The 17,449-nt window shown below is 47.0% G+C and carries 15 protein-coding genes and 2 tRNA genes; 4 read left to right on the top strand and 13 right to left on the bottom strand.

The window, feature by feature from the left end:
* Positions 1-76 precede the first annotated feature (76 nt).
* From BLV33_RS01120 to BLV33_RS01110, 3 genes are all read right to left on the bottom strand, one after another.
* Positions 77-1,561 carry an IS5 family transposase gene (locus BLV33_RS01120; protein ID WP_090787228.1) on the bottom strand — a complete coding sequence of 495 codons (1,485 nt, stop codon included), beginning with the start codon at positions 1,559-1,561 and terminating at the stop codon, positions 77-79.
* A gap of 200 nt (positions 1,562-1,761) precedes the next feature.
* Entirely contained in the window at positions 1,762-2,526 is a 765-nt protein-coding gene (locus BLV33_RS01115) for an anti-sigma factor (RefSeq protein ID WP_171908969.1), read from the bottom strand.
* Positions 2,527-2,531: 5 nt separating this feature from the next.
* The gene (locus BLV33_RS01110; RefSeq protein ID WP_090787222.1) at positions 2,532-3,098 is read right to left on the bottom strand and encodes a sigma-70 family RNA polymerase sigma factor; all 567 of its coding nucleotides are present in this window, start codon (positions 3,096-3,098) and stop codon (positions 2,532-2,534) included.
* A gap of 202 nt (positions 3,099-3,300) precedes the next feature.
* Here BLV33_RS01110 and BLV33_RS01105 point away from each other — a divergent pair, with 202 nt between their 5' ends.
* The gene (locus tag BLV33_RS01105; protein ID WP_090787219.1) at positions 3,301-4,041 is read left to right on the top strand and encodes a metallophosphoesterase family protein; all 741 of its coding nucleotides are present in this window, start codon (positions 3,301-3,303) and stop codon (positions 4,039-4,041) included.
* A gap of 67 nt (positions 4,042-4,108) precedes the next feature.
* On the opposite strand, the gene BLV33_RS01100 is transcribed toward BLV33_RS01105, so the two are convergent.
* Positions 4,109-4,405, bottom strand: a complete 297-nt coding sequence (locus BLV33_RS01100; protein WP_090787216.1) for a hypothetical protein — start codon at positions 4,403-4,405, stop codon at positions 4,109-4,111.
* A gap of 217 nt (positions 4,406-4,622) precedes the next feature.
* Between BLV33_RS01100 and BLV33_RS01095 the strand changes: the two genes are divergently transcribed.
* On the top strand, positions 4,623-5,171 hold the full coding sequence (locus BLV33_RS01095) for an Hcp family type VI secretion system effector (protein WP_171908968.1): 549 nt from the start codon (positions 4,623-4,625) through the stop codon (positions 5,169-5,171).
* 55 nt (positions 5,172-5,226) lie between these two features.
* Here BLV33_RS01095 and BLV33_RS01090 read toward each other — a convergent pair whose 3' ends face one another.
* The 4 genes from BLV33_RS01090 to BLV33_RS29110 all read right to left on the bottom strand — a co-directional run bounded on the left by BLV33_RS01090 (position 5,227) and on the right by BLV33_RS29110 (position 6,453).
* Positions 5,227-5,709, bottom strand: coding sequence for a phage holin family protein (locus tag BLV33_RS01090; protein WP_090787210.1), 483 nt, complete (start codon positions 5,707-5,709; stop codon positions 5,227-5,229).
* A gap of 324 nt (positions 5,710-6,033) precedes the next feature.
* Positions 6,034-6,107, bottom strand: a tRNA-Ile gene (locus tag BLV33_RS01085).
* Between the two features lie 16 nt (positions 6,108-6,123).
* Positions 6,124-6,200: transfer RNA gene (locus BLV33_RS01080), tRNA-Met, on the bottom strand.
* A gap of 88 nt (positions 6,201-6,288) precedes the next feature.
* Positions 6,289-6,453, bottom strand: a complete 165-nt coding sequence (locus BLV33_RS29110; protein WP_171908967.1) for a hypothetical protein — start codon at positions 6,451-6,453, stop codon at positions 6,289-6,291.
* Between the two features lie 140 nt (positions 6,454-6,593).
* Between BLV33_RS29110 and BLV33_RS01075 the strand changes: the two genes are divergently transcribed.
* Entirely contained in the window at positions 6,594-7,109 is a 516-nt protein-coding gene (locus BLV33_RS01075; RefSeq protein ID WP_090787207.1) for a 2'-5' RNA ligase family protein, read from the top strand.
* Positions 7,110-7,179: 70 nt separating this feature from the next.
* On the opposite strand, the gene BLV33_RS28630 is transcribed toward BLV33_RS01075, so the two are convergent.
* Complete coding sequence (locus BLV33_RS28630; RefSeq protein ID WP_139305662.1) at positions 7,180-7,695, bottom strand: hypothetical protein; 516 nt, start codon at positions 7,693-7,695, stop codon at positions 7,180-7,182.
* A gap of 192 nt (positions 7,696-7,887) precedes the next feature.
* Between BLV33_RS28630 and BLV33_RS01070 the strand changes: the two genes are divergently transcribed.
* Positions 7,888-8,616, top strand: a complete 729-nt coding sequence (locus tag BLV33_RS01070) for a polysaccharide deacetylase family protein (RefSeq protein ID WP_090798577.1) — start codon at positions 7,888-7,890, stop codon at positions 8,614-8,616.
* Between the two features lie 182 nt (positions 8,617-8,798).
* Here the strand turns inward: BLV33_RS01070 and BLV33_RS01065 are convergent, their stop codons facing one another.
* The 4 genes from BLV33_RS01065 to BLV33_RS01050 all read right to left on the bottom strand — a co-directional run bounded on the left by BLV33_RS01065 (position 8,799) and on the right by BLV33_RS01050 (position 17,428).
* Positions 8,799-10,526 (bottom strand): hypothetical protein, encoded by a 1,728-nt coding sequence (locus BLV33_RS01065; protein ID WP_090787204.1) that lies wholly within the window; start codon positions 10,524-10,526, stop codon positions 8,799-8,801.
* Between the two features lie 26 nt (positions 10,527-10,552).
* Positions 10,553-11,809, bottom strand: a complete 1,257-nt coding sequence (locus tag BLV33_RS01060) for an efflux RND transporter periplasmic adaptor subunit (RefSeq protein ID WP_090787201.1) — start codon at positions 11,807-11,809, stop codon at positions 10,553-10,555.
* 4 nt (positions 11,810-11,813) lie between these two features.
* The gene (locus BLV33_RS01055) at positions 11,814-14,972 is read right to left on the bottom strand and encodes an efflux RND transporter permease subunit (RefSeq protein ID WP_090787197.1); all 3,159 of its coding nucleotides are present in this window, start codon (positions 14,970-14,972) and stop codon (positions 11,814-11,816) included.
* Positions 14,973-15,271: 299 nt separating this feature from the next.
* Positions 15,272-17,428 (bottom strand): hypothetical protein, encoded by a 2,157-nt coding sequence (locus BLV33_RS01050; protein WP_090787194.1) that lies wholly within the window; start codon positions 17,426-17,428, stop codon positions 15,272-15,274.
* Positions 17,429-17,449 lie beyond the last annotated feature (21 nt).

Genomic DNA, 17,449 nt, shown 5'->3' with positions numbered 1-17,449 from the left:
GGATGGTTGGGTGGTACCTCCATTTTACCAAAATGCGGTTTCTTTTTGTATTTAGGGCTTGCTGAACGGGTCGCAATTACAGCGATAAAGCGAAGTGGTCGGCAAGTCTGGATAACAGCCATTGCAAAATAGGCAAAAAGAGAACCCGTAGTCTCTTTTCCAGATTCATGACCAGCAGTTGCAGCCCGATTACTGTCTCACTGGTCGTCTGAAGGTGCGCTCGAATACGGCCAAGCCCGTAACTGCGCTTGCCTTCTCCGAACTTGCCTTCAACCGCATTGCGTGCAGAGGCATCCGCTTTGGCGATCCGTTTTTGCTCCTGTTGGTCAACTGAAGGGCGTCCGAGCTGCGGTCCGCTAAGACGAATCCCTTTCTCCTTACAGTAGCGCAGATTCTCACGGGTGCGGTAAATCTGATCGGCCAGCACTGCCTTGGGATAGAATCCAAAGCGGACGCGGTAAGCTTCCACGGAAGCTTGCAACGTGATGCCTTCATTGTAGTTGTCCCAAGAAAGCTGCTCACGGAACGCATAACCTTTCACCACGCTGATCGCAAGCTTCGCGCCGAATTCAACGTTTGCTTTGGCTTTGCCGCGTACGATGGGACGGACATGCGGCTGCGAGATACTGACGATCCGATCCGGTGTGCTGTGCGTATGGGAACTGTACATTTCTTGCTGCTGACGATACAGTTCCTGAATGACCATCAGTTCCTTGTACTGCCTGCGCGAGAGCAGGGCCAAGTCGCCGTTTGCAGCAAGCTTAGTCACAATCCGTAGATCGCGTGCGACAAACCGCAATTGTCTGCCTACCGCTTTCCTCATTGTTCGTGGCTTCACGCGCCGCTGCTTGGCAATGGTCAAATACGCTTTTCGGGCGCGCTCGCGGTAGGTTCGCGGCTTTGGTGACTTTCTTCGCTCCGGCTCATGGAGGGTGTCGATGATGTTCTCCAGCTTTTCTCTTGCCTGGTTTAACAGCGACAAGTCCGTCGGGTACGCAATATCTGCCGGCGCACAGGTCGCATCGAGGAGCAACTCGCCTTCGTTGGTAAGCTCCATCTGCTCTGGCGGCTTCTCTGCTGGGTCGCTGACCGCAGGGGAACCTCCGCCTTTGTGATCGTCATCGTCTGACGGGTCTTGAGACTCGCTGCTTTTACGCGATTCTTCGAGCGCGATCCACTCATTCACTTCGTGGATGATGTCACCGCCCAACCGTTTGCGGAAATGCGTCATAAGCGAATCATGAAAGGGACGGCGATATTGGTATTCCGGAAGACCCAAGAAGTACTGCAGATACGGATTCTCCAGAATCTGCCGCAGTGTCTCCCGATCGTCGGTGCCAAGTCGTTCTTGAATGATGAGAGCCCCAAGTGCGACGCGGATCGAGACGGCTTTTTGTCCCTTTAGGCTTCGTTTGAAGTTCCGAGCGTATTTCTCTTCAATCTTCCACCACGGGATTATCTGGGCTAGAAGTACCCAACGGTTATCTTCCGACAGTTCCCCACCGAACGGTAGGAAGAAATCCCCCGGCAGGATCATTTGGCCTTCTGTTCGCTGATACATTCTGTTCGCCTCCATGTGCACGGTTTTTGACGGGGTATCGCCCGTTTTCCATACACTTAACTTCGACAAAAGAGGCGCTAAACCCTTGTTATTACTGACTTTTTGTTTCGTTCAGCAAGCCCTATTTAATGCGCAAAAAAACAGGACTATCTCTCAGGTCAGCTTTGACCTTTTGAGACAGCCCCTTTTTTTGTGTAAATTTATATGCCCAACACCTTGCGACCTCGAGGTTGTTTCCCGGCTGCATCCGGCTCAAGGGTTACACCTAAAGAATCATATTGCACGGCACCATTTTTGAGGGTATAAAGCAAGATGCCTGAGCCATCCTTGCCCACTTGAAAGGTGCCACAGCTCCATTTTTTATCGCCGCTGGTCATCCACATCTGATAGGATTCGCTACCCTGCGTAGCAGGAAGCCCTTTTGCATGCAGGATGACTTGAACACTGTCTCCCTGCTGCATAAACCAAACATTTCCCGTGCTGTTCGACAAGGCGGGATCTACAGGCTTCAAAGCAACTGTTTTTTGCATGTTCCATGGCGATTGCGGAGATATTCGTGGAGCATTGGCGACATCGCTTTTGCCATGAAGGTTGCCCAATAAATACGCGCCTAGCAAAAGGATAACTATAGCTGCGGATAATAAACCCCAATTACGGAATCCGGGATAAACCGAAGCCGAGGTATGGGCTCGAATATCTGCCATGGCCTCCTTCACGGACTCCGACTCTGCGGAAAAGTGAGTCTCAAAGACGGCATCCATAATTTTATCTTTCATGCCGGAAGGAGGCTCGATGAGTTCCACTGTAAAAGGGATCACATCCCATAACCCCTCCAGCTCTTTTAGTTCATCTTGACAAGAGCTGCATTGTGCCAAATGCTGCTCAAATTGCTCACGCTGCAGGGGAGTGAGCTCCTTCAAGAAATAAGAAGTCAGCTGCTCGCATTGGTTGATGTCTTTTTCCATCGGAATCATTCCTCCCTTATGACATAAAGCTGTTTGCGAAGGATTTTGAGTGCTTGATGTAGTCTGCTCTTGATTGTACCAATCGGTTCAGCCTTCAGGTCGGCAATTTCGCTCAGAGTATAGCCCTGCCAATATAACAGCTCAAGCAGCTGCACTTGGCTCTCTGTAAGAAACTGATATGCATCTCGGATCTGCTCTCCGACCCATGATTGAGCAGCAGCTTGCTCCGGATTGCTGCGATTTTCAGCATCCATTCGATTCTCATGCTTCGGTTCAAGAGGAATTGTCCTTGCATGCTTGCGTTCTTTACGAATATGATCAATAGTCAAATTGCGGGTCATGGTCAGAAGCCAGTTCAAATATTTTCCTTTATTCGGATCATAGCTGCGCTCAGTCGTCCATAAACGCGTAAAAACAGCCTGCGTAATATCCAGGGAGGATTGCGGATCACGAGTCGATTTCATGGCAAACGAATAAACCAGCTTGCCATATCGATCATAAAGCTCCTCTAAGGCAGGACGATGCTTGCTTTGAATCATCCCCATCAATTGAACGTCCGTTAAGTTCTGCACGAAATGGCACTCCCCCGCAATAAGAATAGATGAAGGATAAGTTGCTTAATCATCCTTATGTTCTTATATATTGAGAGTTTTTGCAAGTCATCCTCGAGAATCTTCTCGCATCAATTAACGTAAAAATGGCGGATTGGGTTTGCATTGTTTTTTCCATATGCGTTATTGTAAGAAAAGAGCGTTTATAGGAAGGTGAAGCCAGATGGAGCGGATTGCCGTAATCAGCGATATACATGGGAATATGCCGGCACTGGATGCCGTTGAAGATGACATCCGGCAGCGCGGCATCAAGCGTATCATGTGCCTGGGGGATATGGTTGGCAAAGGACCCCACTCCGATATGGTTGTAGACCGGATTCGCGATTTGTGCGAAGTTGTGGTGCAAGGGAATTGGGATGATTTTATCGGAAAAAAAGAAGATCCCGTCTTAATCTGGCACCATGAACGGCTGGGAGCTGAACGAATCCACTATTTGAGCGAGCTGCCTTTTTCTTATGATTGTATTATGAGCGGACGGCTGATCCGGTTGTTCCATGCCTCCGCCAAAAGCGTCTACCATCGGGTACAGCCTTGGAGCCCCAGCGAAGAACGCTTGGCGATGTTTGAGCCTGTGGGCTTACGGGAAAATGAAGGTTCACAAGAAGTGCGAAAGCCTGACGTTGTCGGTTACGGGGATGTTCACAATGCATTTGTCCAGCACCTAAGGGGAATGCTGCTATTTAACCCAGGCAGTGTAGGGAATCCGCTGGATATGCCGCAAGCCTCATACGCGATTATCGAGGGAGTTTGGGGCAGCGAGAATCCTGGCGCCTTCTCGGTACAATTAGTGCGAGTGCCCTACGATATCGAGCTTGCCATTCGTCAAGCGGAAGAAGCCCATATGCCGGAGTTGGCGCCTTACCAACAAGAGCTTCGCACTGCGAAGTACCGCGGATTATCTTAAAAACAGCCTCTTTAGCTCCCTCCTGAACGATCGCGTCAGAAGGCAGTTAAAGGGGCTGTTTTTTATGTTAGATCCCACTTACACCCATACCCAGCATGGTTTGTTTCACTTGTTCCTTAAGCTCCGGACTAACCTGGCTGGAGTTGATAAGCTCATAGCCAACCTTGCAAGAATTCCAATATTCCTTATAGTTGGGAACTCTCTTAGCTTCTTTCAGCGTTTTCAAATAATCGGCTGCCCTCTCCTCTGTGACTTCTCGGGATGCAAGTGTTCTCGTTGCTCTTTTTATCATCATCCCCGGCTTGGAATACATATAAACCGTCGCAAGCAGCAGTACCGCCAGGAAGAAAAAATTTCCAAACATTTCCAACCGATCCACCCCATTTAATAAGCTCTATTCGATAAATTGTATCGGTTTGAGATGGGATATGCAAGACAATCCTGTGAAAAATCCATTTATATTGGTTTCATTTATTGTGTATTTCAATGTTCCCCGGCATATATATACAAAGTATCGGATTTAGTTTATATTATTTTTGTGATACAATATGTATCAATATAAAAAATTAAGGAGCGATTTAATGAAAATGTTTAAAAAACAGCTTTTGGCACTAATTACGGTTTGTTTGTTGGCAATGGCTTTCAGTGTGGTTCCCGCTTCCGCAGCACCGACTATTAATTATGATGTATATTTTAAATTGGATGGTGTTACTGGAGAATCTACAACTAGAGGTTATGAAAATTGGATTATTCCTACCAGTATTGATTTCGAGGTATCCACTCCTATTGCTTCTAGCGGCGCTCCAGGGAAGGCTTTTATCAACCAATTTAAATTAAAAAAAGTTATCGATTCTTCTTCCCCTTCACTATTTACGAAAACAGTCTCGGGAGAACGTACTCTTAAAGGACAAATTGTATTTGTTAAGCAAGGCAAGGGACAGGAAATCTTACTGACCATCGATTTAACCGATGTCATCATTTCCGATTATATCTTTAATGATCTAAGCGAAACCGTTTCTTTAAAATTTGACAGTATAAAGCTGAGCTACACAGTATATGATCCGAAAACCGGCGCCAAAAAAAATACAATCATTGGCGGTTGGGACTTCAAATTGAATAAGAAACTATAATAATGAAAACATCATAAGCCCTCCAACCTGTAAAGGAGAGAGGGCTTATGCTTTTTCAGTCGCTCTTTTTAGAGGGATCAGGCTTGTCATCCTCACCTTTTTGCTTGAGTTGCTCCAGGAATTTGGTTATCGCCGAAGGAAGCGGAACACCAATGATCCCAAGGTTCTCCACGATCGAAAGTCCCTCCCTGCCCACATAGAAATACAAAGTAATGGTTCGAAATACCGGATTTTGTCCACCGACAAGCTGGTCTAACTGGACAGCCAACAATACTACAAGCAGAATAATAGCTTTGCGAATACCTCCCCAAAACATGATCTCGCTATTCATATTTTTATTCCTCATTGCTGCCAGCAAGCCGGTTACATAGTCAGCAATCATTAAATACACAAGCAGGCGAAGCGCAATGTCCCAACCTCCAAGAAGAGCTGTGCAAAATGTACCTAAAGCGGCAATGACTCCAGCTGTGCTGGTTTCTTTTCCGTTTGCTCCTGCTATTGAAGTATATAATTGTAATGCAATAACAGTAATTTTCATGCACTAATACCCCCTCATATGCCATAAATAAAATAAATCTCTTACTCTATTCTATTCATAGTCAGACTGACCCGAAACGGACAATAGATGAGGTTAGCACATCGAATATAACTATTTAAAGCATTAAATTGTTTAAGTAAAAGAACAACCAATGTGTCTAGCTGCTTGGTTTTGCAGCGAGGCTAAAAATGGCTTATTGCAAAAGAATACAAGCTCGTTAGTAAATACCTGATTAAAGGTATTTACTAACGAGCTTGTCTGTGAAAAAAGCTTATAATTTCTGATCAACAAATAAAAACCCTTAGCGGTAAGGGCTTTCGGGTATGGGCCCTGAGGGACTCGAACCCCCGACCAATCGGTTATGAGCCGACCGCTCTAACCAACTGAGCTAAGGGCCCATATGCATAAGAAAATTGGTTGCGGGGGCAGGATTTGAACCTGCGGCCTTCGGGTTATGAGCCCGACGAGCTACCGGGCTGCTCCACCCCGCGATAGTGACGCCTTCACAGCGGCAAAAATAAATATACACCAAATACAAGATGTAAGTCAAGGGCGAATCTTCAAAGGTTTTTCCATATGTTAAAGGCTGTACCTTACTCCAAAACGGCCTCTTTTGGACTTGAAAACTTCGACCTCATGCGGGCTTTCGTATCCATAAATCCACCAATCCTCTTCCATTCGTTTCGCTAAACAGCCTGCCTGGAATTTGGAATCATACAGCTTTGCCCAATATACCCAGTTCATCGATATTCACTCCGTGTCTGTATGTATTTATCCTATCTTCTCCAAAAGAATGTCTTCTTATTGGGGACGACTTCAAATTGTTTTAAATTGGTTGAATCGGCGGGAAAGCGGTATAATAAAAGGATGAGGGAGGGATGACCATGAATTGTGGAATCGCGATTTTTCCATCGAAAGAGATTCAGGACTTTGCCAATAGTTACCGTAAAAGGTTTGATCCGAATTATAATCGTATCGCGCCCCATTTGACCCTTCGTGAGCCAGAGGCTTGGAGCTGGAACCAGTTATCCAGTGCAGCTGACCATCTGGAGCAAGTAACAAGCACAATCACTCCTTTCGACATTCATTTTAACCGCTTCTCATCCTTTTATCCGGCAGGCAATGTCATTTATTTGGCGCTTTCCAGCCCTGATCCATTATTGAAAGCCTATAAAGTGATTTGCAGCGGGGAGCTGGCTGAAAACAGCAGGCCATATCATTTCAATCCCCACCTGACTATCGGTCAAGAGCTCGGAGATGATGAGCTTCATGATGTTTTGGCCAGCCTAAAGAAAATAGAGCTCGACCTGACCAGCCGCATCGACCGCGTTCACTTGCTTTACCAAACAGACAATCAAGCATGGACGGTTCATCAAACCTTCTTGTTCAGAGGAGTTTGAGTGAACAAGGATAAACGGTTGTGCAGCAAGATAAGTTTAGAAAACTTATACTATCTGCCCTGAACGATCATTAAAATGCTTGTCTCAATGTACAATAACAACGCCATCCTCGGGTAGGGTGAGGCGTAAGGCTGTAACTATACGGACTCGAAAAAACCGCAACCTCTGGTGGGATGCGGCTTTTTGCCGTTTCAGTTACTCGGCCCAATCGCCTTGGCGGAAGAGTGGAACGACGGTTCCGTCCGGCAGCTCGGCTATTCGCTAAAACATTTCCCCACCAGGAAATGGGTTGGCACCTAGCGGCGAGACAGCGCATAGGCTGAAAGGAATGGAACTCAAAGGAGTGATTTGAATGTCCAACCCAGCCCCCGGCAATGACTCCGACGCAAATTCCGTTAACTCCCCCCTCGGCGTCAGGCCTGCATACGACGTTAATCGCTCCACTTCCGGCAGTTTGAACGGTGTCTACCCTGGCTACGGAGGTGGTTACGGGGTTGCTCCTGGCGGCGGTTACACTCCCGGGACCGGTTACGCTCCTGGCCTCGGTTACGCCCCTGGCGCCGAATACGCCCCCAGCGTCAGTCACGCTTCACCCTTGCAGCAACCTAACCAACATTCGCCCAACAGCCATTATTCACCTTACATGTCAGGTGGCTCGTACACCTATCTGAATTTGTACCAACCGCAGCAATACCCTTACTCCCCTTACGGGCTTGGCGCCAACTCGCCTGCTGGCGCATTTTACGCTCCCGGTGCACGAGGGGCAGCGTTCCCGCTAATGCAGACGAGGCAGCCGGCCGAGCCTCATGAGGGAGGAAAGGAGCGGCCCGAGGCGCGCCCGCCTCACGTTGAGCATGTTGACTGGTCCGAGCGTTATCCGCAGGCAATCGTGCTGAGTGGGCCAAACCGCAAGGAGGTTGCGCTGACGTTCGACGACGGACCGGATGACGAATGGACGCCGAAAGTGCTCGACCAGCTGGCCAAAGTAAACGTCAAAGCGACGTTCTTCATCTTCGGCCGCCGCGCCGAACAATTCCCGAACGTTCTGCGCCGCATTGTGCACGAAGGCCACATCATCGGAAATCATACGTTTACCCATCCGAATTTGACGAAGCTCAAAGCCGAGGAAGTCCGTTCGCAGCTCGAGCGCACGGACGCCGTCATTCGCAGATTTACCGGCAATACACCCGCGTTGTTCCGTCCGCCTTACGGCGCGCTCAACGACATGGTCGTGCAAGAGGTCATTCGTTTGAAGAAGAAAATCATTTTCTGGAATGTCGATTCTCTCGATTGGATGCAGCTCAACGCCAAACAGGTAGCGACTAACATTTTGTCACACGTCCGCCCTGGCTCGATCATTCTGCAGCACGCAGCCGGCGGCACCGGTGAGAATCTGCAGGGCACCGTTGATGCGATCCCGGTCGTCGTCCATGAACTGCAAAGGCGAGGATATAAATTCCGTACGGTACCGCAGCTCGTTAACATACCCGCAAATCAGCCGCAATGAGCGATCGACGGTTATCGCGCCTCCGGCAAAGGATGTTTGCGCCTTATTAGTCGAGGGAGCACTGCGATGCACCGGGTCGTTGTGGTCCATCTTATCAACCGGTTCGAGACACCATCTTATAAACTCCTATAACAGCAAAAAAGCCGCAGATCCTCAGATCCCAGCGGCTTTTTGCTGTTGTTTCATTGTTTAAAAGTGGTTAAGAAGCGTTTTGCGGTTTCTCCATTTTCGTTGGTCAATACTTCGTAAACCTTGATATGCACCGGGAAAGCAAGCTGTTCGGAAGTTGCATTCAGATTAATGTTGTTCTCTCCGCTTTGCAGATGATTAGCTCCAGTAAAGCCTTTAATTGTACTGCCGATCATGTTGTCTACGGAATCAAAAACATCAAATTCTAGTTTGTTCGAATTGGCATCCGTCAAAACCTGCTTATCCTGGGTTAAACCTAGGATAAGCTTTAATTTATAATTGTAACCAGTCATTGGGGAGTATTGCGCGCCTAATGACCAATTATCCACCTTCACATCGAACGGATAAACCTTCAACAATTTATCGTCATAATCACTGAGTGCCGCAACATGATAAGAAGCCAATATGGAATTATAGCTATTATCACCTGTCGTTTGCTTATCGTAAAGGCTGAGTCTCAGGCCCTCTCCAGTTTCAGAGGCAGGCAATGCAAATGAGTAGCTAACCACATAGGATGCATTAGGCACAATATTCAGTGCTGTAGCACTTTGTCTGCTGCCGGAATAAGTATAGCCATCTTTGCTGGCTAGCTCCGTTTGGAAAACTGGGACCGGAAGCGGGCGTTCACTGCGGTTGGTCAGCTTAAACTTGGCCACAGCCGTTTGGAAACCATCCGTATCATTTTCCTTCACGTGCAGTTCAACTAAAGAAACATCCATACTCTTGTGAATCTTTTTGTTAAGAGGATCCAGCTGCATCGGCTTGCCGAGCTCATAAGCTGCTGCCGGAATTGCTGAAGTCGCCTTGCCTGGCAGAAGGATGTTCAGCCGGCCTACGCTGTAGCTTTTATCTTCTCCGCCAGCAAAAAACTTTTCCGGAGTCAGTACATTCAAGCTGCTTAAGCTGCTGCCAAGCTCGGTGGGAATGAGCATATGCAAGTATTGCTTCTCTCCTGGCTCCAGGGTAATTGCTCCTTCCGCCCTCTTGCCTGCGAACACTTGGCTCTCCGTCTTGCCGTCCATCGTAAAAGCGGGAACCGTTTGGCGCTCTTTGGTTGGATTCGATGCCTCAATTTGTACGATAGAAACCGGTTTTTTATCCGCAAATTCCAAATGGATATCCTTTGTCTTGTAAACGATAGGCGAGTTCAGTGCCGGCAGGGTAAAAGTATCACCCCATTTGAGAAGAGCGGTTGGATTCGTTATCAGTGAATTGCTGCCCTTCCAGGAGTTGCTTGTATCTACGGGCAAGGTAAGCAGGGTTGTTTCCTGTTTCGGATATACATACATATCGACATCTACCCAGCTGATTTGAGACAATTCAATCTGATCCGTTTGATCAATGATCGCTAAATAGCTTAGCTCCTGCTGAGCCTTAGGCTGCAGCGATTTAGCGTTCTTCGAGCTGGATTGAAGGGTGTATTCAACACCGTCTGCAGTGCGGACCCGCAGCTCATATTCAGGCACCCGAGTGACCTTGGAGCTTGTATTGTGCATGCGTACTACAGCGCCCAGCTTCGTTCCGTCCAGGGTACTTTCATTTAGGATGCTCTTGATTTCCACTTCGATGGATGGGTTCAGTGCATACCTGGTTTGAGCACTCTGTGCAACAGCCGAACCTTCTGAAGAGACAGAATCGGAGGCCCATACCGGATAAGCGTTCGTTATAAATACGGCTGAAAGCAGAGCGACAGCGGTTGTTTTTTTCCATGATCTATTCATTGTTATCCTCCCAGGACATCTTTTAATTAATTAGAAACTTTAACTTTTTCAAGATCTTTCAACTGATGCTGACCGGAAACGACTAGGTTCTCATCGGCTTTTATTCCGGAAATAATTTCCTGGTTGGTTTCACTAATACGGCCCAGCTCCACTTTTCTCTTATGCACGGTGTCACCTTCAAGAATAAATACGAAAGAATCTCCGCCTTCTCGTACAAGGCTTAATGTAGGTATGGCAATCACAACCTGCTCTTCATCCGCTGTCAAAAGAATCTGGGCTTTCGCGCCTGGCTTGATTTGTCCATTGGAATTAGGCACTTGCAGCTCCAAATCATACGCTTTGGACTGGGCATTCATGATATCGGATAAGTAGATCACCATACCTGTCAGCTTTTCCGAAGTACCGGGGATATAGAAACTCAGTTGACCTTTTCCTCTCACGAGCTTGGCGGCAGCTTCCGTCAATTCGGCTTTGACTTTAAGCGGGTCGGTCTGCTGAACCTGTCCGGCTTTGAAGCCGGCAGGAACTGACATGCCAAGCTCTACGTTAAAATCAGTCAGGATTCCGGATGCAGCTGCTTTAACCTCGGTATTTCGGATCGCTTTATCTGCACTTTTGACGCCAAGCTGAGCAGATTCCAGCTGCAGCTCGACGGGAGCCAAAGAATTGGTGTTATCAAGCGTATTCAGCTTCTTTTGTGCGATTTGCAGATCCAGCTTGGCATTGGTAAACCTGGTTTCTGCTTGATCCAGCTGCTCTTTGCTGATATTCCCAAGATCGTAATTATTATGGGCATTGTTGTAATCTTTCTCTGCGTCCTTTACGGCTTGGGACAGCTTGGTGATTCCGTTCACCAACTCTGTCCGTCCATTTGCCAAATCCTCACGAGCTTTGGCAAGTCCGGCCGATGCGCTTTTAATCGAAAGCAGACTTTGTTCCTTTTGCAGTTCAATATCCGAGGTATCCAGCTTGAACAGGATATCTCCCTTGGCCACCTTATCGCCGCGCTTCTTGAGGATTTCGACAACTTCCCCGCCGGCTTTGGTAACGACATCCAGCTGAATGGAAGAAACCACATCCCCGATTTGTTCTTGCGGATCGCCGATTTTTTGTTTTCCGACTTTGGCAACCTTAACACTCTTGTTTTGCTGCGCTTGTGCAGGTGAAGGGCTCGCAGCCGGTCCTGCTGCTTGCGAGGTACAGCCAGCGATCAAAGCACTGCTCAGCACCAAAACCGCCGCCCATTTCGAGCTTGTCGTTAATATAGATAGATGACGTTTCATATTCTTATATCTCCTTTTCCAATTTGCCAAATGGTTGAACAACGGGTGGTGCCGGTGGGACCAATACGGTGGCTTCAGCCTTTGAACCTTTTCCTGCTTTTTTACTAAACATCCGCGAGATTCTGCCTTTGAAGCCATAAATCAATTCGTATACAATCGGTACGATGACTAAAGTAAGCAGTGTTGAAGTTGTAAGTCCTCCGATAACGACAACCGCTAAGCCCTTGGAAATAATCGTTCCCTTGGACAGGCCGAGCGCAAGCGGCATCAAAGCAATAATCGTAGCACCTGCCGTCATAATAATCGGTCTTAAGCGTGTTAAACCCGCTTCTACGAGCGCATCGCGAACCGTGTGACCCTGCTCACGAAGCTGCTGAACGCGGTCAACCAGCACGATGGCATTGGTGACAACAATCCCGATTAACATCAGGAACCCGATCAGTGAGGTTATGTTGACCGATTCGCCGGTAACCAGAAGACCCAGCAAGCCCCCAATAGCTGCAAGCGGTAAGGAGAAAAGAATAGCGAATGGTGCACTGGCATTCCCAAAGGCTAACACCATGACCAGGTATACAATGAAAATCGAAGCGCCCATGGCCAAAAACATTTGCATAAAGCTGTTGTTAATATCATCGGTAACACCCTTCACTTCACGGCTGACACCGGGTGGAAGCTCGATTTTCGCCAATTCCGCGGAAACCTTGTTGCTCACCCCGCCTTTATCCTTGCTGTCGATTTTGGCGGTAACATTCAGAACTTGAGCCTGTGATTCCCTGCTGATGGAAATCGGCGCATCAATTTGTCTGATTTTCGCAATTTCATTCAAATGAACGCTTTGTCCAGTTTGAGTTTTAATCAGTAGGTTTCCCATTTGATCCATGGAATTTTTGAATTTCGGATCCAGCATCACCTTTGTTGAATAGGTCACGTTATCGAATTTAATGTCACCAAGCTTTTCTTCCTTAATCCAGTTGTGTACATTTTCCAGAACCCCGGCAATTGTTAAATTGTATATTCTTGCTTTGTTCTCGTCGATTGTAATTTCAACTTCTGTTTTGGATTCACTCAGGCTGTCTTTGACATCGTTCAATTCCGGGAACTCTTTCATCTTCTCTTTGATCATTAAGGCCGCTTGTTTCAGATATAGCTGATCATCGCCTTTTAACGCGTAAGAGAAATCCACTCCACCGCTGCCTCCAGGTCCGAAGGAAATCAACTGGCCATTAACTTCGGAGCCTTTGGGCAAAAGCTTCAATATTTCATCTTGATATTGCTTGACGGCTTTTTTAGCATCTGTAATTGCAGAAACTTCTGTAAACATTGTAGCCTTATAAGCAAGACGGTCTCTGCCAAAATCATATCCAATCAGTGCTTCATTGTATTTAAAAAGTGATTTATTTTCGGTATCCTTAGCTTCTCTAAGCATAGCCTCAATTTCCTTGGCCTTGGCGTTCATCGTCTCCAAAGAGGTCTCTCTCGGCATTTTAATTTGATAGACCATTTGCTTATCCGATTGACTCTCCGGCATAAAAGCCATACCCAGATGAGGAACGATCAGCACAAAAGAGAGAACAAATATGAGTGCGGCCATCAATAAAGTCTTGATTCGATTATTCAGGGACCATAATAATGCTCGTTTGTAACGTTTCGTCATCCAGCTAACCTTGTTCTCATCATGATGAGGGATTTTGCTGCTTTTCATGACCATGATTTTGGCCAGCATGGGAATGACCGTTAGCGCCACAATGAGTGAGGACAACAAGGCACAGACGAGTGTAAGGGCAAAGGGTCGGAACACTTCCCCTAAGACTCCGCTAACAAGAGCAATTGGAGCGAATACACCTACCGTTGTGATTGTGGAGGATGTAATAGCAGAAGATACCTGCTTTGTCGCGAGTTTAATGACGGATTCATTGCGGTCATGCGCTTTTTGCAGCTGGCTGTAAATATTCTCAATGACAACGATACTGTCATCAACAACCCGCCCGATAGCGATCGCGAGACCGCCGAGTGTCATGATATTAAGAGAGATGCCCAGTGGGCCCATGAACAGCAAGGTAATGACAATAGATAAAGGAATCGAGACCAGAACGATAAAGGTCATGCGCAGATTTCTCAAAAAGAGCAGGATCATCAGGGATGCCAACACTGCACCCAAACCGCCCTCTTGAACCATTCCGTTGACTGATTCCTTAATTGAAGTAGCGCCGTTAAGCACGATGTGAAATGAAACGCCCGGTATCTTCTTCTCCCATTCTGCCATTTTCTTATCCGCCGTATTCGCGAACTCAACTGCGTTGGCAGCCTTGGTTTTGTATAAAAGCACTCCGATTGCCGGCTTGGCATCCAATCTGGCCACAAAGGTAGACTCGCTGATCGCTTCGATCCTGGCGATTTGCTTTAGCAGCAAAGTATCTCCTCGCGGAGTGGAAATTTTCAAATTATCCAAATTGTAAATCGAATCCAGCTGTCCTTTGACCCGCACCATCTGAGTGTTGCCGCTAAAGTCTACAACACCGGCGGGACTGGAGATTAGAGAGGCTTGAATCAATCCTGAAACCTGGGCAGGTGTAAGTCCGTAATTGTTGATCGCACCTGCATCCAGCTTGATGTTGAGAATACCCTCCTGATTGCCGACAGAGTCTACGTGATCTATCCCTTTGATTGATTCAAATCCCGGCAGGATCGTATCCTTATACACTTTATCGAGCTCTGTTTGATTCATGCCGTCTTCTCCATATACGGCCATGTAGTAAACCGGCTCACTGGCAAAGCCTGCTGTCAGCACCTTGGGCTTCTCAGCACCTTGCGGCATTTTAACATTTGCAATTAAGCTCTCCACGTCTTTTTTGACGTCATCCGGCTTCTTGCTTTGCTCCAGCTCCAAAATGATCTGTGCAAAATTGTCCTGTGAGCTCGATGTCAAATTCTTAAGTCCGTCGAGACCGGATACGGCTTTCTCTATCGGCTTCGTAACCTGCTCCAACACATCCTTGGGCGGGGCCGTATACTGGGCAGTCACAATCACGACCGGGAATGAAATGTCTGGCATGCTTTCCACTTTGAGTGTGGTTGCGGAATAAGTGCCCCCCACGACCAGCAGCACCATAATAATAAAGACCGCCGCAATGTTTTTCATTGAAAATTGGGTTAATTTGTTCATTCCTACTCCTCCATAACCGAACTATCTACTGTATCTACAATCTTTAATACTCTCATTATATAGGCTCTAAGCTGGAAATACAGGTGAATTTAGTCATGAAATATGGCATTTTATGGTCATATTACACCCGGCTTTCTTTATGACTTCATATGACTTTTGGTATGACCCGTATGACCAGGCATGACTCCCAAGTCCACAAAAAAAGCGAAAGCCGTCCATCATTCCCCAGTTATTCATAAAAAAAAGACCGTCGAAACTTTATCGACAGTCTGATGAAAACCATTAGGCCTTCGTTTTATTTAATCCGAGATTGTGAACCAGTCATTAGCTTGAGACGCTAGAAGCTTTCTTTGTCCCTGGAATTCTTCGTAAACACTAACGTTGTATTTTTTCAAAAACTCCAACTTGTAGATTAGATCCGCATCCGTAACACTGATTTTAAATTTCTCATGTTTGCCTAGCTGCAGCGTATTTGTTAAGTCTGTTGTCGCATCACTGGCAGCAGGCTCCAAGCTTTTGAGATCAAACGCTCTTTCGAACGATTTGATGCCCTTACTGTCATCAAGCGAGATGATCAGCTTACGCCCTTCCAGATTCGTTTCGGTCAATGCATCTTTGGTGATTTCGTAATCGAAGATCAAAGTAACTTTACTGTTCTCAATAGTTGTTCCAATTTTGTTCATCGAGATCGTATAAGGGAACAATTGTACATCTTTCAGTTTATCCTTGACCGTCTTATCTTCCTCCGGCAGTACAAAGGCAGCAGGTTTCACATAAGAGTCCGCTACTGCCTTATCCCCTTCCGTCAGCATGCCGTCCGTTACCGCTTCACCGATCAGGAGCTGCATATTCGATGTCGAATAACTAAGCGGCAGAGTAGCAGATACATTCAAAATCGCTTTGCCGCTTGGGCTTACTTTGTTTTTCACTTCTGCTATTGCAGCAGGGAATATGGTACCATTCTCCGCACGGAAATGAGCAACCAGCTTGGCTATGGTTGAGAAACGTTTTTCAAGATTGGCGGCTTCCAGCTGCACTGTGAACAGCTTTCCGGTTTTACCCGAGTAAGAGGCTGTACTGCGAACCGTGAACTTCGATTGGCGGCCAATGTCGGTAAGCGTATAAGATTCTGTTTGTTTTTGCAGTGGGATCGCTTGCAGTTCAGACTGGCCGGTAAATTCCAAAACATCGGTTACCGTCCCTGTTGATCCACCTGTTGAACCCCCCGTTGTGCTTCCTGCGGTTTCTTTCTCCTGAAGCACAAGCTTAACCTGGGAAAACTCGTAAGTATAAGGAATTTTACCTGCGATTTGAAAGCTTACGTTCGAGTTTGTTCCTAATGCAATAACTTTGGCAATCTTCACAAGCTTGGCTTCAACCTTGACGGCATTGTCAAGCATAAAGTATCCGGTCAAATCAGGAATCGGCAGCGAATCCGTACCTTTATTCAATAAAGTCAGGTCAGCTGTCAAAATGTCCTGATCCTCCCAAGGAAGGCGATACAAACCATTCATCTTAGCCGTATATACACCCGATTTACTCGTGAACGAATATTCCTTGCCGATGGAGCCGTCCTCCTGCCGGGCAGCCTTCGGGAGCTCAAACGAAGCTATCTGTAATTTCAGCTTCAAATCCGTCAAATTCTCAGTAATCACCAGCTGCCAATTGTCTGGGGAGACTGAAACCGGTATCGTTCCGGAAAGCTGAATTTCTTTGGATTCCTTAGGGTTAATGGTTAGATCTTTAAAGCTCTTGGCCTCCAGTGGGTACATCAGGCCTTCCGAGGTGAGAATGGAAAATAAATAGGCAGGCATGGTGACCGCATTCGACCCTGCGTTTTCCAAGTTCAAATAGACGGTCGGCACATAATACTTTTCGTTCTTGTTGCTGACAACCTTTTTGATGGAGGCAGCTACATCTGTGCCTCCAATTCTCATGAGATAAGCTTCATCCGCGGGTATTACGTTCGTATAAGAGTCTGGAACCGCGACCTCGCCAATCACATTTTCAAAATCGGGTTGATTGAAATCCCATTTAATAAACTGCACGATTAAATCTTGCAGTGCCGTGCTTTCATTGACCTTGGCATAAAACGTAATATCCATGCTCGAGCCCGGCGTGACCTGATTCTTATCCTTGTCTGCCGGGAGCAGGCGGGTGGAAAATTTGTTGCCTGATTTGCTTTTTAACCGTACCCAGTAGTCAATGAACTGCAGCTCGCTGCTGCCTTGATTATGAATCGTGATGGTAAAAGCGGCGAGCTTGCCGCTTTGGTCAGGCAGCAAATTGATTTGTTTAAGCTCCATGTAGCTGCTCGCCGTTACTTGAACCTTCCCGACCGCAGCTCTGACAGAAACTGAAGCTCCTGATGCAGCAAGAGCTGGGGCCAGAGATGTGATACCGAGTGTCAAGGTTAAAGCAAGCGCAGCTGATTGCATCCATCGTAAGTGGCTCATGAAGTTCTCCTTCCTTTCACT

This window comes from Paenibacillus sp. GP183 (genome assembly GCF_900104695.1).
Taxonomy (GTDB): domain Bacteria; phylum Bacillota; class Bacilli; order Paenibacillales; family NBRC-103111; genus Paenibacillus_AI.
Note: the sequence above shows the minus strand (reverse complement) of the source record. Positions and strands in the feature narration are given on the sequence as shown.